We start from the raw sequence: 17,726 nt of genomic DNA, 5'->3' as shown, positions 1-17,726 counted from the left end.
AAACGTCGGGGGCGCAGGCAACCATGCGCCACCTGCGCCCCCGGGGGATGGCTCACACACTAGCAGCGCCGCCCCTCGATCGTCGAGCAGCTTGCTGCCAGTGCAGGCAGCTCAGCCTGCGAGATTCAATGACGCCGATTGCTGCAGCGAGCGCCCCTTGGTTTCCGGTGCCCAGGCCAGGCAGATGAAGAAGGCCAGCAGGGTCACCGCCGCGCCGATCATCAGTGTGCCCTGCAGGCCGATCGACTCGATGCCGATCGGTGTGAGGTAGGTACCTGTCGCCGCGCCAATGCGGCTGAAGCCGACGGCGACACCCACGGCGGTCGCCCGCACCGACGTCGGAAACAGCTCGTTGGGATAGATCCACTCCAGGATGCTCGGCCCTCCCGAGACGAAGGCGTAGAAAGCGAACGCACTGACGATGAACCAGGCCGGTGCGTCAGCCCAGAGACCCAGCGCGAACAGCGGGACGGCCATCAAGGCAAAGGGCACCAGCACCATGGGCCGGCGCCCCCAGCTTTCCACCAGTTTCAGCGCCGGCACCACACCGATGGCGAAGAGGATCGCGATCAGCAGCTCACCCAGGGTCGAGGCGTTGACGCCCTTGATGCCGGCGGACATCAGGATCATGCCGCCGAAGGTGTAGAGTACGTACTGCGGGGTGATCTGCGCGAAGTAGAGCACGCCGCACATGATGGTCCGCTTGAGGTAGCCACCGGACGCGATCATCTTCAGGTCGGCCTTCCAGGAGCGTGGACGACCGCCGTCATTGAGTTGGTCGATATCCTGTTGCGTGATTTTCACCGACTTGCCGTAGACCTGCAGAATGACTTCCTCGGCCTCCTTCACCCGCCCCTTGCTCGCCAGCCAGCGGGGCGACTCGGGAATGCCGCGGCGCATCAGCACGACGATGATGCCGACCACCGCGCCGCTGAACAGCATCCAGCGCCACAGCGAATGATCCCCGCTGAACTTGACCACCAGGTAGCCGACGATGAACGCCGTCATCGCCCCCACCGACCAGGCCAGCCCGGACACGCCGATCATGAAGCCACGGCGCCTGGACGGAGTGAACTCGGTCAGCAGTGACGTGGCGATCGGATAATCGGCGCCGACAGCGAGGCCGATGACGAACCGTAGCAGGATCAATTGCCAGGCATCGGTGACGAAGGCACTCAGGCCGCAGGCGATGATCAGCACCGTCAGGTCCAGCGCATACATGGTCTCCCGGCCGATCCGGTCGGTGATTGCGCCGAACACGGTGGCGCCGAAGAAGATCCCCAGCAGCGAGGCGGCGCCGATGAGGCCGGTTTCCACGGAGCTGGCCGGAATGTCCTGGGCAAAGCCGACCAGGGCGATACCAATGAGGCTGAGGATGTAGCCATCGAGAAACGGGCCACCGCAGCAGGCCAGCAGCAGCTTGCGGTGGAATTTCGATACGGGCGAATTTTCGATGATATCGAACACGCTCATAAGGCGACCTTTGTTATTGAAGTTATAGAGGTGCGTGGGCCGATCAGCCGACGATGAAGTAGTGCTTGGTGACGGTTTCCCGGATATCCCAGACGCCCGTGGTTTTCGGCGCAAAGTAGATGGCATCCCCGGCCTGGAACTGGACGGCCTCGCCCTCATCCGGGGTGAAGATGCCCTGGCCGCTGATGAAGTAGCTGTACTCGGCCTGCAACACCTGGCGGCGCCAGGTGCCAGGCGTGCATTCCCAGATGCCGAACGCCACGTTCGGGTTTTCCAGGGCCTGGCTGGCAGCCGTGCGGGTCTGGGAGATCGGCTCGCCCAACGGTTGGGCGACGGGCGTCGAGAGGCTGAAAGCGGTGTTGGCCGCAAGGCGGGTAACGATGGGTGTCATGTCGTGGCTCTTTTTTTAAGGATCAGGCTTTGTCTTCAAGGCCGGCGGGGGCAAGCCCGGCCAGCAGGCGGTCGATGGCGCAGGGCCGGGCCCCGCTCATCTCGGCGCGTTCCTTGCGGATGACAGCGTTGCGCACCAGCGAACCACCCAGGTAGCGCAGTGGCTCGGGCGGGAAGGTCCTGCAGCGGCGTCCCACCAGCGGGCAGGTACTCCATTCGTCCTTGAGGCCCTGGGCCAGGCTGGCGAGGATGCGCCCGCCGAGGCGGCTGGGCCCTACCCCGTTGCCGCTCCAGCCGATGCCGTAGTGGATGTTGTCGCTGCCCGCCAGGGTGCCGAACACCGGCAGGCTGTCGTAGGTCCGGTCGATCGGCCCCGACCAGGCATCGGTGATCCGGATGGCGGACAGGGCTGGGTAGGTGCGACGCAGGTCCGCGGTGGTGAGTTCAATACTGTCGCGATGCTCGCTGAAGGTTTCGTCGATCCGCGAGCCATAAGCCAGGGCACCGGTCCCCTTGCCAAAGGCGATGCGGCCATCACGGGTGGTGCGGTAGTAATCCACCATCAGCTGCGAATCGGTGATCGACTGCTGGCCCGTCCACCCCATCCGTTCAAGCTGCTCCGGAACAGGCTCGGTGACCACGATCGAGCTGTTCACCGGCACGATCAGGCGAGCCAACTCCGGAATCGCCGCGGCCCACGCGTTGCTGGCCAGTACCACGGCTGGCGCCCGCACCTGGCCCTGCTCGGTGATCAGCCGTACGGTTTTGCCTGGCTGGATCTCCTGTACGGGCGTCTGCTCGAAAATCCGCACCCCCGAGGCCATCGCCACCCGCCGCATGCCGCGCACGAGCGCACCTGGCTGCACCGTGGCGTTGCTGCGCTCAAGCACCCCCGCCAGGTGCACGCTGGATCCGGTGGCCTGGGCAACAGCCTCTGGCGACAACCTCTCGAATGGCTGGACGCCCAACCGGGCACACAGGTCCAGCGTGCCATTCCAGCTATCGACATGGGCTGGGGCGGTCGCGGTCCACAACCATCCCTTGCGGGCGTAGTGCGCATCGATGTCATGCTGCTCGCAGAACACACCGAGTTCGGTGATGGCCTGCTCGGCGGCGTTGGCGAGGAACAACGCCTGTTCACGGCTGCAGAAATTGAGCAGCGAACCGATCTTGGGCCACCAGGACATGACGAAACCGCCATTGCGGCCGGAGGCTCCGCCGCCGCAGATATCCTGCTCCAGCACCACGACGCTGGCGTCAGGGTTGCGTTCCTTGAGAGTGATAGCCGTCCACAGGCCAACGAAGCCGCCACCCACGATCGCCACATCGGCGATGTGTTCGCCCTTGAGCGGCGACGTGGGCTGCAGGTTTTCCGGCAGGCTCTGCAGCCAATGGCTGCGCTTGAGGGGACGGGAAGATGCCAGGCGCATGGGCGGTGATCCACTGTGTTGTTTTGCACAGTTTCACGCCGCCCGCAGGGTGCAACAATTGAGCGTTGTTAGGAATTTCGACGCGGCCGTTCATACGATCGAACAAGGCCGCGTCCGCCCTGCGCGCTAGCGTCGGTAAGCCTTGCCGAAGTGCCTTTCCAGGCGCGCCTGCACCAGCTCCAGGAGGATCGACAGCAGCCAGTAGATCACCGCCGCCGTGGTCAGCATCTCCATGTAGCGATAGCTGGAGCGGCCATAGGATTGCGCCAGGAACATCACTTCCCAGACGCCCATCACCGAGATCAGCGACGAGTCCTTGAGCATGGAGATGAACTGGTTGGCGGTCGGCGGGATGATCACCCGCATGGCCTGAGGCAAGGTGACGTGCCGGAAGATCTGCCGTGGCCGCATGCCCAACGCCAGTGCCGCCTCGCGCTGGCCCCGGGCAACGCCGAGGATACCGGCGCGAAAGATCTCGCTCAGGTAGGCGCCGTAGTTGAGCGACAGCGCGATGATGCCCGCGCTGATCGCCCCGGGGACCATGCCCAGTTGTGGCAGGCCCAGGTAGATCAGCAGGATCTGGATCAGCAGCGGCGTCCCGCGGAAGAACGAGGTGTAGAAGCTGGCGATACCCACCAGCACCGCGCTGTTCGACAGGCGCGCCAGGGCTGCGGCGAAACCGAACAGCACCGAGACCACCATCGAGCACAGGCACAGGAACAGGGTCAGCGCCGCGCCCTGCAGGAAACCGTTCGGCCCCAGTTTGAAACCGGCCAGGTTCGGAAATTTCTCCAGGATGATCGCGAACTTCAGATCAAAGCTCAGGAAGAAGGCAATGAACAGGGCGAACAGCGCCAGCCAGGTCAGGTACAGGCGTGTCCGGAAACCGAACAGGCGCGGGCCCGTGGCCTTGGCCACAGGCTTCGGGGAGGGTTCGTAGGCACTCATTTACTGATGTCGGCGCCGATCCATTTCTGCGACAGCCGAGCCAGGGTGCCGTCGCTCTTGAGCTCGGCGAACACCTGGCGCACCTTGGCATCCCATTGCGGGTCGCCCTTCTCGATGGCGACCGAGTTGGGCTCCTCATACAACGGCGCACCGGCCAGCTTGAAGCGCTTGTCCTGGTTCAGGCGCGGCTGGGCGGTCACCAGGTTGGTCAGGATCGCGTCCAGGCGCACGCCGGCGCCCAGGCCCAGGTCCTGGAAAGCCACGTTGTCGGTGTCGTAGGGCGCGATCTGGACGAAATCGAAGGGGTAGTCGATCTTCTTGTCTTCGGCACCTTCGATCACCAGGTTCTTGTTCAGGTAGCTCTCGTAGCTGGAGGCACTGGTCAGGCCGACCTTGCGCCCTTCCAGGTCCTTGGCCGAATGAATGCGATCGTCCTTGGCATTGACCACGATCACCGCTGGCGAAGCGTAGTACTCGACCGGGAAGTCGAAGACCTCGGCCCGGGCCTTGCTCGGCGTCATCGAGCAGATGCACAGGTCGTAGCGACCACTCCAGCGGCCGGCCGCGATCACGTCCCACGACGGGGTTTCCAGGCGCAGCTTGACGCCCAGCTTCTGCGCGACCGCCTTGGCCACGTCCACGTCAAAACCATCGAGTTGGTTCTGCTCGTTCAGGAAGGAGAATGGCGGGTAGCTCTCCATCAGCACGTTGACCAATTCCTTGCGTGACTCGACCCGATCCAGCGTGGCACCGGCAAACGCCTGTGAAGTCGCGACCAGAGCAAGCAGCCCCGCGCCCAGCAAGGAAGAAAAACGCATGTAAGCTCCTGAAAAGTTGGCTGAAAATCGAATTAAGCTATTAAATAGCTATAAGCGTACTGAACATAGTGAATTTTCTTCATAAGCACATTCAAGGAAGTTATATGAAACAACGATCGATGGTGGTCCTGGACGGTGGCATGGGTCGCGAGCTGCAACGCAGCGGCGCCCCGTTCCGCCAACCCGAGTGGTCTGCGCTGGCCTTGAGTGAAGCTCCCGAGGCCGTGGTGGGTGTGCATGCCTCGTTCATCGCCGCCGGCGCCCAGGTCATCACCAGCAACAGCTATGCCGTGGTGCCTTTCCATATCGGCGAGGAACGCTTTGCCCGCGAAGGACGTCAATTGGCCGAAACCGCCGGCAAGCTGGCTCGTACCGCTGCCGATGCCAGCGCACAGCCAGTGCAGGTGGCCGGCTCCCTGCCGCCGTTGTTCGGTTCCTACCGGCCCGACCTGTTCCAGCCCGAGCGCGTGGCCGAAGTGCTGACGCCGCTGCTCGACGGCCTGGCGCCAAGCGTCGACCTGTGGCTGGCGGAAACCCAGAGCCTGATCGCCGAAGTGCGCGCGATCCACGCCCACCTGCCGGCCGACGGCAAACCGTTCTGGGTATCGTTCACCCTGCAGGACGAGGACGTCGACGACACCCCGCGCCTGCGTTCCGGCGAGCCGGTAGCCGAAGCCATCGAAGCCGTTGCGGGCCTGGGCGTGGGCGCCGTGCTGTTCAACTGCAGCCAGCCGGAAGTCATTGGTGCCGCCGTGGACGTGGCGCGCTCGGTGATCGAACGGCTGAACGCGGACATCGCCATCGGTGCCTACGCCAACGCCTTCCCGCCGCAGCCGAAGGAAGCCACCGCCAACGACGGCCTGGATGAACTGCGCGAAGACCTCGACCCGCCAGGCTACCTGGCCTGGGCCCGGGACTGGCGGCAACGTGGCGCCAGCATGATCGGCGGCTGCTGTGGCATTGGTCCGGAGCATATCGCCGAGCTCAAGCGCAACCTGGCTTGAGTTTCTGAATGCAGCAGGCGCCTGTTACTCCCCTCAGGCGCCTTCCGCTCGCAGCGTCACCGATCGGCAGCCGGTCCACCCCGGCCGTGAGTCACTGACTTGCATCCAGCCGGATGCCAGCCCGGAAATGGGTCGACCTGCCAACGCAGACGGAAGCCGCGACTCGCCACCGTCATCACCGGCCTGTCGCCCTGTCATGGGGCTTGGCCCGTGGCATCACGATGTCGTGCTGCTTCACCCGCCGATACAGGGTCGCCCGGGAGATACCCAGGGCCTGTGCCGCAGGTCCCGGCTGCCAGCGGTGACGCACCAGGGCATCGAGCAATGCCTGGCGTTCGGGGCTGGCCGGGGCGTCCGTCGCTACCTGTCGCGCAGCGCCATGCAGATCCTCGGGCAGGTCTTCCAGCTGGATGCTGTCGCCCGCGCAGATGGCGCAGGCGTAACGCAAGACATGGCGCAACTGGCGCACATTGCCAGGCCAGCTGTAGCCGAGCAGGCACTCCAGCGCCACGGCCCCCAGCCCCAGGCGCAAGCCGCAGCGTGACGCCTCTTCATCGAGGATGCGGTTGATCAACTCCAGCTTGTCGCTGCGCTCGCGCAGTGGCGGCAACTCGAATCGCGCACCGCTGAGACGAAAATACAGGTCCTCGCGAAAGGCCCCTTCGGCCACCAGGGCCGCCAGGTCGCGATGACTGGCGCAGATCACCTGGAGGTCCACCGCCTGCCGCCGCGCAGCCCCCAACGGCGCTACCTCGCCCTCGGCCAACGCACGCAACAGGCGGGTCTGCAGGGCCAGGGGCATGTCGCCGATCTCGTCGAGGAACAACGTGCCGCCATCGGCCTGTTGCAGCAGCCCGCGCGCGCCCTTGCGCTCGGCGCCAGTAAAGGCGCCGGCAACGTAGCCGAACAGCTCGCTCTCGATCAGGCTTTCGGGAATGGCGGCGCAATTGAGTGCGACGAAAGGCTTGTCGCGCCGCGCGCTCTGCTCATGCAACTGGCGCGCGAAGACCTCCTTGCCGGCACCGGTTTCGCCGTGGATCAACACGGGCAGGTGGCGATCCTTCACGCGGACCGCCAGGCGCAGACTCTCGGCGATCCGTGGGTCCAGCTCGCTGGCCGCGTGACGCGCAACCACTCTCTTGAGGGCACCCCGGGGCACACTCAAGCGAACATGCAGGCCGTGCTCGGCGACATACCTAGGGTGCTCGTCAGCCGCGGCGTGCAACAGGTCCAGGTCGAAGACCTCGCCAATGTGTCGTGGCAGCTGTCCGAAACGCTCCAGCAGGTAATGCCGGGCCGAGGGATTGAGTGCCTGTACGCAACCGTCGGCATCCCAGGCGAAGAGAAAGTCCGGCTGGCTGTCGACATAGCCCGGGGCCGCATGGGCGCGCAACACCCACTGGCCACGGGTGCTGTGCATGAAGAAGGCGTTTTCGATGTCGCGGGCACTCTGCACGGTCATCTGCCGGATCAGGTGCTGGCTGCGACGATCGTCCGGCGATTCCACGGCCGACACGTCGAGCACACCAAGCAGTTCCCCCCAGGGGTCGTACACCGGCGCCGCCGAGCAGGTCAGGCCGATAAAGGCAGCACGGAAGTGATCGCGCTTGTGCACCGTCACCGGCACGCCATTGGTCAGCACCGCCGCGACACCACAGGTACCCTCCTCGCCCTCCGACCAGCACGTCCCCAGATACAGCCCGGCACGCCGGCAATCGGCACGGATCGCCGACTCCACACGATAGTCGATGGTATTGCCCTGCGCATCGGTCAGCAGCACACAGTAGTCGGCACCGCGCACCCGTCCGTGCAGGCGCGAGACTTCCTCGCCGGCCAGGCACAGGAAACTCTCGGCGCGCTCGCGGTACTCCTTGAGCAGGGTCTGGCTGAGGATTCGCGGCCCCTGCAACGATCCAGGGTCCAGATGATGCTGCTCCATCGAGCGCCGCCAGGAGTCGAGGATCAGGTTCGGCACCGGCGCCTCAGGCAAGCGACCGGCATGACGCAGCACACGGCTGACACAGTCCACGTGGGCTTTGGAGTAGGCAGGAAGCATGGGGCCTCCACGGCGTGTTTCATTGTTATTGTTGCGCTCATTTAAGCCCCACCTCGCCTCCCGGACAAGTCTCACGAGCGGACAGCTCCCGACTGAGACGCAGCGTCTCAGCATCTCACGATAGCGCCTTGCAGGCTGACATGGCCCGTCTCATCCAGCCGTGATGTGAGCGACCGACCCGACCCGTTCCAGCCGCTCTGGCCTGGGGCATTCAGCATGACGACAGCCACCCTGGCACCGCCCTTGCTATGACCCGGATGACATCGGGACGCCGTCCCGCACCCACAACAACAATCAGAGGTGCGTCATGCCCACTCCTGCTCCTTCGCAGTTTCCGAAGGCCACCGTCGATGGCGGCTTCTCGCTATGACCGGGCCGCTGCGCGTCGGCATCATCGCCAACCCGGCCTCGGGTCGGGACCTGCGTCGGTTGACCGCCAATGCCGGGCTCTACTCCAGCACCGACAAGGCGGCCGTGGTCCAGCGCCTGATGGGCGCCTTCGGTGCCACCGGCATCGACGAGGTGCTGATGCCACCGGACATGACCGGTATCGCCGCCGCAGTACTCAAGGCCAGCACCAGTCGCCACGCCCGCGAAAGCCGCTGGCCACGCCTGGAATTCCTCGACATGCCATTGCGCCAGAGCGTGGAGGACACCCGCCTGGCCGCGCGCCTGCTGGTCGAACGGGGCGTCAGCCTGGTCGCCGTGCTCGGTGGCGATGGCACGCACAAGGCGGTGGCCGCCGAAGTCGGCGACATCCCGCTGCTGTGCTTGTCCACCGGGACCAACAACGCCTTCCCGGAACTGCGCGAAGCCACCGGCGCCGGGCTGGCCGGCGGGCTCTATGCCAGTGGCCGGATTCCCGCTCAGGTCGCCCTGCGGCGCAACAAGCGCCTGCGCGTGCGGCTGGCGGCACGGGGTATCGACGAAATCGCCCTGGTGGAGGTCGCCGTCTCGCCGCTGACCTTCACCGGTGCCCGCGCCATCAGCCGCGCCGAGGACCTGGCGGAAATTCATGCGGCGTTCGCCGAGCCCCATGCCATCGGCCTGTCCTCGCTGTGCGGGCTGTGGAACCCGGTGTCGCGCCGCTGCCCGCGCGGCAGTTGGCTGCGTCTCTCGCCACAGGCCGACGAGGCGCTGCTGGCCCCGTTGGCCCCAGGCCTGCTGCAAGCCTGCGGAGTCGTCGCCAGTGGCACCCTGGAACCGGGCGTGCCACGCCTGCCACTGCTGGCAGCCGGCACCCTGGCCCTGGACGGTGAACGCGAGATCGAGTTCGCCACCGCCGACCGCCCCAGCATCACCCTCGAACTTGATGGTCCCTTGAGCATCGACGTCGAGGCCGCCCTGGCCTTCGCCGCCCACCACCGCCTGCTGAGCGTTCCCGGCAAGCCTGTGAATCACCCTGGAGAACAAGAAAATGTCCACGCTACCGACTGAACAACTGCTCCATGCCTATCGCGTGATGCGCACCATCCGCGCCTTCGAGGAACGCCTGCACGTGGAGTTCGCGACCGGAGAAATTCCCGGCTTCGTACACCTGTACGCCGGCGAGGAAGCCTCCGCCGCTGGCGTCATGGCCCACCTCGACGACGAGGATTGCATCGCCTCCACCCACCGCGGCCACGGTCACTGCATCGCCAAGGGCGTGGACGTGTACGGCATGATGGCCGAGATCTACGGCAAGAAGACCGGCGTCTGCCAGGGCAAGGGCGGCTCGATGCACATCGCCGACCTGTCCAAGGGGATGCTCGGCGCCAACGGTATCGTCGGCGCCGGCGCACCGCTGGCAGCCGGCGCGGCGCTGGCCGCCAAGCTCAAGGGCAGCCGCGCGGTGGCGGTGGCCTTCTTCGGCGACGGCGGTTCCAACGAGGGCGCGGTGTTCGAGGCGATGAACCTGGCCTCGGTGTGGAACCTGCCGTGCATCTTCGTCGCCGAGAACAACGGCTACGCCGAGGCCACGGCTTCGAACTGGTCGGTGGCCTGCGACCATATCGCCGACCGTGCCGCCGGCTTCGGCATGCCGGGGGTGACGGTGGATGGCTTCGACTTCTTCGCCGTGCACGAAGCCGCCGGTGCCGCCATCGAACGCGCGCGCGCCGGCGAGGGCCCGTCGCTGATCGAGGTGAAGCTGACCCGTTACTACGGCCACTTCGAAGGCGATGCCCAGACCTATCGCGCACCGGACGAGGTCAAGCACTACCGCGAGACGCGCGACTGCCTGATGCAGTTCCGCGAGCGCACCGTGCGCGCCGGCCTGCTGCAGCCTTCTGCCCTGGACAGCATCGATGCCCAGGTGCACGCCAGCATCGATGAGGCCGTGCTGCGCGCCAAGGCCGACCCCAAGCCCTCGCCGGCCGACCTGCTGAGCGACGTGTACGTCGCCTACCCCTGAGAATGCTCGCCGGGTGCCGAGCATCATGCCTGCCACCCGGCTCCGAAAGAACAACAAGAGGAGAGCCATCATGGCCAGAAAGATCAGTTACCAGCAGGCCATCAACGAAGCCCTGGCCCAGGAAATGCGCCGCGACCAGACGGTGTTCATCATGGGCGAGGATAACGCCGGCGGGGCTGGCGCCCCCGGAGAAGACGACGCCTGGGGCGGCGTGCTTGGGGTCACCAAGGGCCTGTTCCACGAATTCCCCGGCCGCGTGCTGGACACCCCACTGTCGGAGATCGGCTACGTGGGGGCCGCGGTCGGCGCCGCCACCCGTGGCCTGCGTCCGGTGTGCGAGCTGATGTTCGTCGACTTCGCCGGCTGCTGTCTGGACCAGATCCTCAACCAGGCGGCCAAGTTCCGCTACATGTTCGGTGGCAAGGCGGTCACCCCGCTGGTGATCCGTACCATGGTCGGGGCCGGCCTGCGGGCCGCCGCCCAGCATTCGCAGATGCTCACCGCGCTGTGGACGCACATTCCCGGGCTGAAGGTGGTCTGCCCTTCCTCGCCATATGACGCCAAGGGCCTGCTGATCCAGGCGATCCGCGACAACGACCCGGTGATCTTCTGCGAGCACAAGCTGCTCTACTCGATGCAGGGCGAAGTGCCGGAAGAGCTGTACACCGTGCCTTTCGGCGAAGCCAACTTCCTGCGCGATGGCGATGACGTCACGTTGGTGACCTATGGCCGCATGGTCCACCTGGCCATGGACGCCGCCGCCAGCCTGGCGCGCCAGGGCGTGTCCTGCGAGGTGCTGGACCTGCGTACCACCAGCCCGCTGGACGCCGACAGCATCCTCGAAAGCGTGGAGAAGACCGGCCGCCTGGTGGTCATCGACGAGGCCAACCCGCGTTGCTCCATGGCCACCGACATCGCTGCCCTGGTCGCCGAGCAGGCCTTCAGCGCTCTCAAGGGACCGATCCGCCAGGTCACCGCGCCACACACGCCAGTGCCTTTCTCCGACGCCCTGGAAGACCTGTACATCCCCAGCGCGGCGAAGATCGAGGCTACGGTCCTGGAGCTGGTGCGCGGGAGGAAGGTCGCATGAGCCGCATCCATACCCTGACCATGCCCAAGTGGGGCCTGTCGATGACCGAAGGGCGCATCGACACCTGGCTCAAGCAGGACGGCGACGTCATCGAGAAAGGTGATTCGGTGCTCGACGTGGAGACCGACAAGATCAGCAGCAGTGTCGAGGCGCCCTTCAGCGGCGTGCTTCGCCGGCAGGTCGCACGTGAGGAAGAGGTGTTGCCGGTCGGCGCACTGCTCGGCGTGATCGTCGACGGTGAGGCGAGCGACGAAGAGATCGACGAGGTGGTCAATCGCTTCCAGGCCGAGTTCGTCCCGAACGGCGGCAGCGAGGCCGACAGTGGGCCGACACCCCGGAAGATCGAACTGGATGGCCGTGTGCTGCGCTACTTCGAGCGCGGCGAGGGCGGCGTGCCGTTGCTGCTGATCCACGGCTTCGGCGGCGACCTGAACAACTGGCTGTTCAACCACGAGGCGCTGGCGGCCGAGCGCCGGGTCATCGCCCTCGACCTGCCGGGCCACGGCGAATCGGGCAAGGTCCTGCAGCGCGGCGATCTCGACGAACTGAGTGGTACGGTACTCGCCCTGCTCGATCACCTGGACATCCCGCAGGCGCACCTGGCCGGGCACTCCATGGGCGGAGCCGTAGCCCTCAATGCCGCACGGCTGGCACCCCGGCGGGTGCGCTCGTTGAGCCTGCTGGCCAGCGCCGGCCTGGGCGCCGAGATCAACGTTGATTATCTGCAAGGCTTCGTCCAGGCCAACAGCCGCAACGAGCTCAAGCCGCAACTGGTGCAGCTGTTCTCCGACCCGGCGCTGGTCACCCGGCAGATGCTCGAGGACATGCTCAAGTACAAGCGGCTCGAAGGCGTGTCCACGGCCCTGCAGCAACTCTCCGCCCAGCTGTTTACCGAAGGCCGGCAGCAGGTCGATCTGCGCCACGTGCCCGGCACCGCCGAACACCCGGCCCTGGTGATCTGGGGCGAGGCGGACGCGATCATTCCGGCCAGCCATGCCGAGGGCCTGAATGCCGAGGTTCATGTCCTGCCCGGACAGGCCCACATGCTCCAGCTGGAAGACGCCGAGGCGGTCAACGCCCTGCTGCTGGACTTCCTCAAACGCCACTGACCGATCAAGGCCCGTCCACAGGGGCGGGCCTCAGGAGACAGCCATGACAATCACTTCCAACAGCATGCGCGCAGCGGTCTGGCACGGACGCAACGATATACGCGTGGAAAGCGTGCCGCTGCCTGGCGACCCGCCAGCGGGATGGGTACAGATCCGCGTACATTGGTGCGGTATCTGTGGTTCGGACCTGCATGAGTACGTGGCCGGGCCCGTGTTCATCCCGGTCGAAGCCCCCCATCCGCTCACCGGCATCAAGGGGCAATGCATTCTCGGCCACGAATTCTGCGGCGAGATCGTCAAGCTCGGGGACGGCGTCGAGGGTTTCAGCAGCGGCGAGATCGTCGCGGCCGACGCCTGCCAGCACTGCGGGACCTGCTACTACTGTCGCAACGGCCTGTACAACATCTGCGAGAACCTGGCGTTCACCGGACTGATGAACAATGGCGCCTTTGCCGAATGGGTCAACGTGCCGGCCAACCTGCTGTACAAGCTACCCGCGGGTTTCCCTGCCGAAGCCGGGGCCCTGATCGAGCCGCTGGCGGTGGGCATGCACGCGGTGAAGAAAGCCGGCAGCCTGCTGGGACGCAACGTGGTGGTGGTCGGTGCCGGCACCATCGGCCTGTGCACCATCATGTGCGCCAAGGCCGCCGGTGCCGCCCAGGTGATCGCGCTGGAGATGTCCTCGGCACGCAAGGCCAAGGCCCGCGAGGTCGGCGCCAGCCACGTGCTCGATCCGAACGAGTGCGACGTGCTGGCGGAAACTCGTCGTCTCACCCACGGCCTCGGCGCGGACGTCAGTTTCGAATGCATCGGCAACAAGCACACCGCCAAGTTGGCCATCGACACCCTTCGCAAGGCCGGCGCCTGTGTGCTGGTGGGCATCTTCGAAGAGCCCAGCTCGTTCAACTTCTTCGAGCTGGTGGCGACCGAGAAGCAGGTGTTCGGCTCACTGGCCTACAACGGCGAATTCGCCGACGTGATCGCCTTTATCGCCGACGGCCGCCTGGACATCACCCCCTTGGTCACGGGGCGTATCGAGCTTGAAGACATCGTCGAGAAGGGTTTCCTCGAGCTGGTGAACAACAAGGAGCACAACGTGAAGATCATCGTGTCACCCCAGGTGGCCTGAACTTCGCTTCGAGGGCCGCCCACGGCGGCCCTTGGACCTGAGCCAGCCGCAAAACCCTCCCGCCCCAACCCCGTTTCCTTGCGGCGGCGGGCATGCCGATGTGCAAGCGTGAGCCCACTACCGCGTGAGCATGCCCGGACCGCTGTTCCCGACCCTCTGCTGCTGGCGTCTGCCAGCGACAGACGCTCACGCCTCTTGAGCGCAGGCATCCATGGCAAACACGACTGACACGACGAGGAACCCGCAGGCCCACCGCGACAAGGGCCTGGTCGGCAGGATACTGGGACTGCCCTTCACCCTCCTGGGCATCCTCATGGCAGCGTTGTTTTTCAGCATCCTCAGCGAGTGGATCGGACTGTTCCTGTTCTGGCCGGATGAAGGCTGGCGCCACTCCCAGGAGATGCTCGACAGCGAACTGGCGTGGATCCCGAGCGCTTTCAGCGACAGCCTGTTGCTGGATGAAACGGAGCATACCGTCCGCCAGGTCATCGTGCTGGCCCATGAGTGGTGCTTCGAAAAAACCGGGCTGATCCAATGGATCACCCGCTCGGCCGAACAGGCCCGCCTGAACAGCCACCGAGGCACGGGCATACAGCACCACCTGGGAACGGCCTATGTACACATCGAGGACTATGGGCTGGCTGCCGTGTACGCCGTACTGACCCTGCTGACTCGGTTGATGATCCTGGTCCTGACGCTTCCCATGGTCCTGAGCGCCGTCTTCACCGGGGTGGTGGATGGGCTGGTGCGCAGGGACCTGCGGCGCTTCGGTGCAGGGCGGGAGTCAGGCTTCATCTACCACCGGGCCAAGCGGCTGATCACACCGCTGTGGGTCGCGCCGTGGATCATCTACCCCGCCCTGCCCGTCACGGTGAATCCCCTGTTGATCCTGCTACCCGGCGCGGTCGCCCTGGGGTTGATGGTCAGCATCGCGGTAGGCAGCTTCAAGAAGTACCTGTGACAGCCGCTTCGGCCAGGGCGGCCCAGGACAGCTGACCGGATGATCATGAAAACCTGCCCGCCCGATCCCCGTTTTCCTGCTGTCCTGCGCGGCCCCCTCCGGCACGCTCGATCAACTTTCTTCGAGCGGACCGCCCATGCCCATCACCCCGAGACACCTTTGCTGTGCCGTGCTCGCAGCGAACCTTGCCGCACCGACGCAGGCCGAACCGACGGCCCTGGAGCGCACACACCTGGCTGGCCTGTTGCGCCAGCTCGACGCCATGACGCGACAGGCAAGCAGCGGTGCCGCCCTGCCCGCCGACGAGCACGCGCGCTTCAGCTTCGACTACGCCCGACTCTCGGCGGACCTGGAACTGGTGCGCCAAGGCATCGAGGGCTACCTCACGCCTTCGCGGGCCCAGCCTCGGCCCTTGCCCGAGCTGACCGGCCACTACACTCTCGCAACCGATACCCCGCCGTGAGCAGCAGTGAATCTTGCTGAGCAAGACTGCGTGACCGGCAAGCTGTTATCGGCTGGTCAGTGACATTTCGGCTTTAACTCAGTGCTGGTTCAAGAGTTCTCTGCGGACGATTTCTGCGCCTGCGCTCAGCGCATTCAACTTGCCCCTGGCCACTTGGCGAGGCAAGGGCGCCATGCCGCAGTTGGTGCAAGGATAGAGCTTGTCGGCATCGACGAACTGCAGCGCCTTTCGCAGGGTATTGGCGACTTCTTCCGGTGTCTCGATGGTGTGGGTTGCCACATCGATGGCCCCTACCATCACCTTCTTGCCGCGAATGAGCTCGATGAGGTCGATCGGAACGCGAGAGTTGTGGCATTCCAGCGAGACGATGTCGATGCCGGACTTCTGCAGCCTGGGAAATGCTTCCTCATACTGCCGCCACTCCGAGCCCAGCGTCTTTTTCCAGTCCGTGTTTGCCTTGATGCCATACCCGTAGCAGATGTGCACCGCGGTTTCACATTTGAGCCCTTCGATAGCCCTCTCCAGGGTGGCGACACCCCAGTCGTTCACCTCGTCGAAGAACACGTTGAAGGCCGGCTCATCGAACTGGATGATATCGACACCCGCAGCCTCCAGCTCCCTGGCTTCCTGGTTGAGAATCACGGCAAATTCCCAGGCCAGTTTTTCACGGCTCTTGTAGTGGCTGTCGTAGAGGGTATCGATCATGGTCATGGGCCCCGGCAGCGCCCACTTGATGGGTTGCCGGGTTTGCTGACGCAGGAACCTGGCGTCTTCGACAAAGACGGGCTTCTGGCGAGCGACCGCTCCCACCACCGTCGGCACGCTCGCATCATAGCGATCACGAATCCTGACGGTCTCACGCTTCTCGAAGTCAACGCCACTGAGGTGTTCGATGAACGTGGTGACAAAGTGCTGGCGCGTCTGCTCACCATCACTGACGATATCGATCCCGGCCTGCTGCTGTTCATGCAGCGACAAGCGCAAGGCATCCTGCTTGCCCTCGATCAGTTCCGCGTCCTGCAGCTTCCAAGGCGACCAGAGTGTCTCAGGCTGTGCCAGCCAGGAAGGTTTAGGCAGGCTGCCAGCAGTCGAAGTGGGTAACAGTTTTTTCATCATGGATAACCTTGTTCCTGGGATGAGTCAAAGAGCGTGATGGGCAGACCACTGTTCAAGAACCGCCTGATAGGGCTTGATAAAGTGCTCCTCGGCGAATCGCCCCTGCTCGACAGCCAGCCGGCTGCGTTCCTCTCGGTCATAGACAATGCGAGTCAATGAGTAATCCTGGTGCTGCAGGCTGGGTTGGTAGGACTTACCCGCAGCCGAGTTCGCGTTGTAGATTTCAGGCCGGTAAATTTTCTGGAAGGTGTCCATCGTGCTGATGGTGCTGATCAGTTCGAGATTGGTGTAGTCGCCCAGCAAGTCACCGGAAAAGTAAAAAGCCAAAGGTGCAACGCTGTTCGAGGGCATGAAGTAGCGAACCTTCAAGCCCATCTTGCTGAAGTACTCATCCGTCAGCGAATACTCATCCTGCTGATACTCGACACCCAGTACCGGATGCTTGTTCTCGGTCCGATGATAGGTCTTGCTGCTCGACACGCTCAGGCAGATCACCGGAGGCTTGTCGAAGTGCTCTCTGTAGGCGCTTGAATTCACGAAACTCTTGAACAGCTTGCCGTGCAAATCGCCGAAACCCTCTGGAGCGCTGAATTCAGCGCGCCCCTTGTTATGACCTAGCAACAGCACGCTGAAATCATAGTCGCGCACATAAGAAGAAAAATTGTTCCCGACGATACCGGCAATGTGCTCATGGGTCTTGCGGTCGAGCACCGTCGTTTTCAGTATCTCGATCAAGGGAAGAGCATCCCCCTGGCTTTCAGCCTCGAAATTCATTTCAACGGAAATGATTTCAAGTTCGACCGTGTAGCGATCGCCCTTGGGATTATCCCAGTGCGCCAAGGCATTGAAGCGGTTGTCGATCATCCGCAAGGTATTGCGCAAGTTTTCCTGGCGGCTCGTCCCTCTCGCCAGGTTGGCGAAGTTTGTGGTGATACGCGTATTGTCCGATGGACGATAGTCTTCATCGAAACAAATACTCTTGATAGAAAACTCGAAGTCACTGTTCATTTTGATCCAACACCCTAAATTCCTGAAATTCCGTTGGTGCGCCCCGGCTTCCGTGAAAGCGGCTGCATGACCTCACCCGGGCACGATGTGCGAAAAGCCGAGGTGGTGTGGCAGTGCCAGGCTGCCCTGTCCCGCCCATGGCAGGCTCAATGAGAGGAATTTTCAGGAAAAGCCCTCAATGAAACAAACTCATTTTTCTTGAGATCATGTTTAGTTTTTCTCATGATCATGTTCAGGCCGCAACCCGCGCGCTGAGAGAGTCGGCCAACGCGGCGCCTGGCCTGCACACGACACCTTCACCGACCTCCGCTACAAAACCGTTCAGGCGCATACCCGTTT

General features: G+C 64.3%; 16 protein-coding genes. 8 read left to right on the top strand and 8 right to left on the bottom strand.

Going from position 1 to position 17,726, the window contains the following annotated elements; translation table 11 throughout:
- Positions 1-111: 111 nt before the first annotated feature.
- The 5 genes from HU752_RS13850 to HU752_RS13830 form a co-directional block, all read right to left on the bottom strand.
- On the bottom strand, positions 112-1,473 hold the full coding sequence (locus HU752_RS13850; RefSeq protein ID WP_186688305.1) for an MFS transporter: 1,362 nt from the start codon (positions 1,471-1,473) through the stop codon (positions 112-114).
- Positions 1,474-1,516: 43 nt separating this feature from the next.
- Positions 1,517-1,864, bottom strand: coding sequence for a cupin domain-containing protein (locus HU752_RS13845; protein WP_186688303.1), 348 nt, complete (start codon positions 1,862-1,864; stop codon positions 1,517-1,519).
- Between the two features lie 22 nt (positions 1,865-1,886).
- Positions 1,887-3,293: an NAD(P)/FAD-dependent oxidoreductase gene (locus HU752_RS13840; protein ID WP_186688300.1), complete on the bottom strand. Its 1,407-nt coding sequence runs from the start codon at positions 3,291-3,293 to the stop codon at positions 1,887-1,889.
- 126 nt (positions 3,294-3,419) lie between these two features.
- The gene (locus tag HU752_RS13835) at positions 3,420-4,241 is read right to left on the bottom strand and encodes an amino acid ABC transporter permease (RefSeq protein WP_186688297.1); all 822 of its coding nucleotides are present in this window, start codon (positions 4,239-4,241) and stop codon (positions 3,420-3,422) included.
- On the bottom strand, positions 4,238-5,059 hold the full coding sequence (locus HU752_RS13830; protein WP_186688295.1) for an ABC transporter substrate-binding protein: 822 nt from the start codon (positions 5,057-5,059) through the stop codon (positions 4,238-4,240). Before HU752_RS13830 ends, HU752_RS13835 begins: the two co-directional genes overlap by 4 nt.
- Before the next feature lie 119 nt (positions 5,060-5,178).
- On the opposite strand from HU752_RS13830, the gene HU752_RS13825 reads away from it, so the two are divergent.
- Entirely contained in the window at positions 5,179-6,063 is an 885-nt protein-coding gene (locus HU752_RS13825) for a homocysteine S-methyltransferase family protein (protein ID WP_186688384.1), read from the top strand.
- Positions 6,064-6,238: 175 nt separating this feature from the next.
- On the opposite strand, the gene HU752_RS13820 is transcribed toward HU752_RS13825, so the two are convergent.
- A complete protein-coding gene (locus HU752_RS13820; RefSeq protein WP_186688292.1) occupies positions 6,239-8,119 on the bottom strand; it encodes a sigma-54-dependent Fis family transcriptional regulator in 1,881 nt (626 codons plus the stop codon).
- Positions 8,120-8,485: 366 nt separating this feature from the next.
- On the opposite strand from HU752_RS13820, the gene HU752_RS13815 reads away from it, so the two are divergent.
- The 7 genes from HU752_RS13815 to HU752_RS13785 all read left to right on the top strand — a co-directional run bounded on the left by HU752_RS13815 (position 8,486) and on the right by HU752_RS13785 (position 15,263).
- Entirely contained in the window at positions 8,486-9,556 is a 1,071-nt protein-coding gene (locus tag HU752_RS13815) for an ATP-NAD kinase family protein (protein WP_186688289.1), read from the top strand.
- Entirely contained in the window at positions 9,537-10,511 is a 975-nt protein-coding gene (locus HU752_RS13810; RefSeq protein ID WP_186688286.1) for a thiamine pyrophosphate-dependent dehydrogenase E1 component subunit alpha, read from the top strand. Before HU752_RS13815 ends, HU752_RS13810 begins: the two co-directional genes overlap by 20 nt.
- 70 nt (positions 10,512-10,581) lie before the next feature.
- Positions 10,582-11,601, top strand: a complete 1,020-nt coding sequence (locus HU752_RS13805) for an alpha-ketoacid dehydrogenase subunit beta (RefSeq protein ID WP_186688284.1) — start codon at positions 10,582-10,584, stop codon at positions 11,599-11,601.
- The gene (locus HU752_RS13800) at positions 11,598-12,710 is read left to right on the top strand and encodes an acetoin dehydrogenase dihydrolipoyllysine-residue acetyltransferase subunit (RefSeq protein WP_186688283.1); all 1,113 of its coding nucleotides are present in this window, start codon (positions 11,598-11,600) and stop codon (positions 12,708-12,710) included. The genes HU752_RS13805 and HU752_RS13800 overlap by 4 nt, the downstream gene beginning before the upstream one ends.
- Before the next feature lie 64 nt (positions 12,711-12,774).
- On the top strand, positions 12,775-13,839 hold the full coding sequence (locus HU752_RS13795) for a 2,3-butanediol dehydrogenase (protein WP_225920175.1): 1,065 nt from the start codon (positions 12,775-12,777) through the stop codon (positions 13,837-13,839).
- Between the two features lie 211 nt (positions 13,840-14,050).
- On the top strand, positions 14,051-14,800 hold the full coding sequence (locus HU752_RS13790) for a TIGR03747 family integrating conjugative element membrane protein (RefSeq protein ID WP_186688281.1): 750 nt from the start codon (positions 14,051-14,053) through the stop codon (positions 14,798-14,800).
- 136 nt (positions 14,801-14,936) lie between these two features.
- Positions 14,937-15,263 (top strand): integrative conjugative element protein, RAQPRD family, encoded by a 327-nt coding sequence (locus HU752_RS13785; RefSeq protein ID WP_186688280.1) that lies wholly within the window; start codon positions 14,937-14,939, stop codon positions 15,261-15,263.
- A gap of 78 nt (positions 15,264-15,341) precedes the next feature.
- Here HU752_RS13785 and HU752_RS13780 read toward each other — a convergent pair whose 3' ends face one another.
- Positions 15,342-16,376 carry a methionine synthase gene (locus tag HU752_RS13780; RefSeq protein ID WP_186688279.1) on the bottom strand — a complete coding sequence of 345 codons (1,035 nt, stop codon included), beginning with the start codon at positions 16,374-16,376 and terminating at the stop codon, positions 15,342-15,344.
- A gap of 27 nt (positions 16,377-16,403) precedes the next feature.
- Positions 16,404-17,387 carry a DUF1852 domain-containing protein gene (locus HU752_RS13775; RefSeq protein ID WP_186688278.1) on the bottom strand — a complete coding sequence of 328 codons (984 nt, stop codon included), beginning with the start codon at positions 17,385-17,387 and terminating at the stop codon, positions 16,404-16,406.
- Between the last annotated feature and the right edge of the window lie 339 nt (positions 17,388-17,726).

It is taken from the genome of Pseudomonas vanderleydeniana, assembly GCF_014268755.2.
GTDB classification, from domain to species: domain Bacteria; phylum Pseudomonadota; class Gammaproteobacteria; order Pseudomonadales; family Pseudomonadaceae; genus Aquipseudomonas; species Aquipseudomonas vanderleydeniana.
The sequence above is the reverse complement of the archived record's forward strand: the minus strand, read 5'-3'. Positions and strand labels throughout refer to the sequence as shown.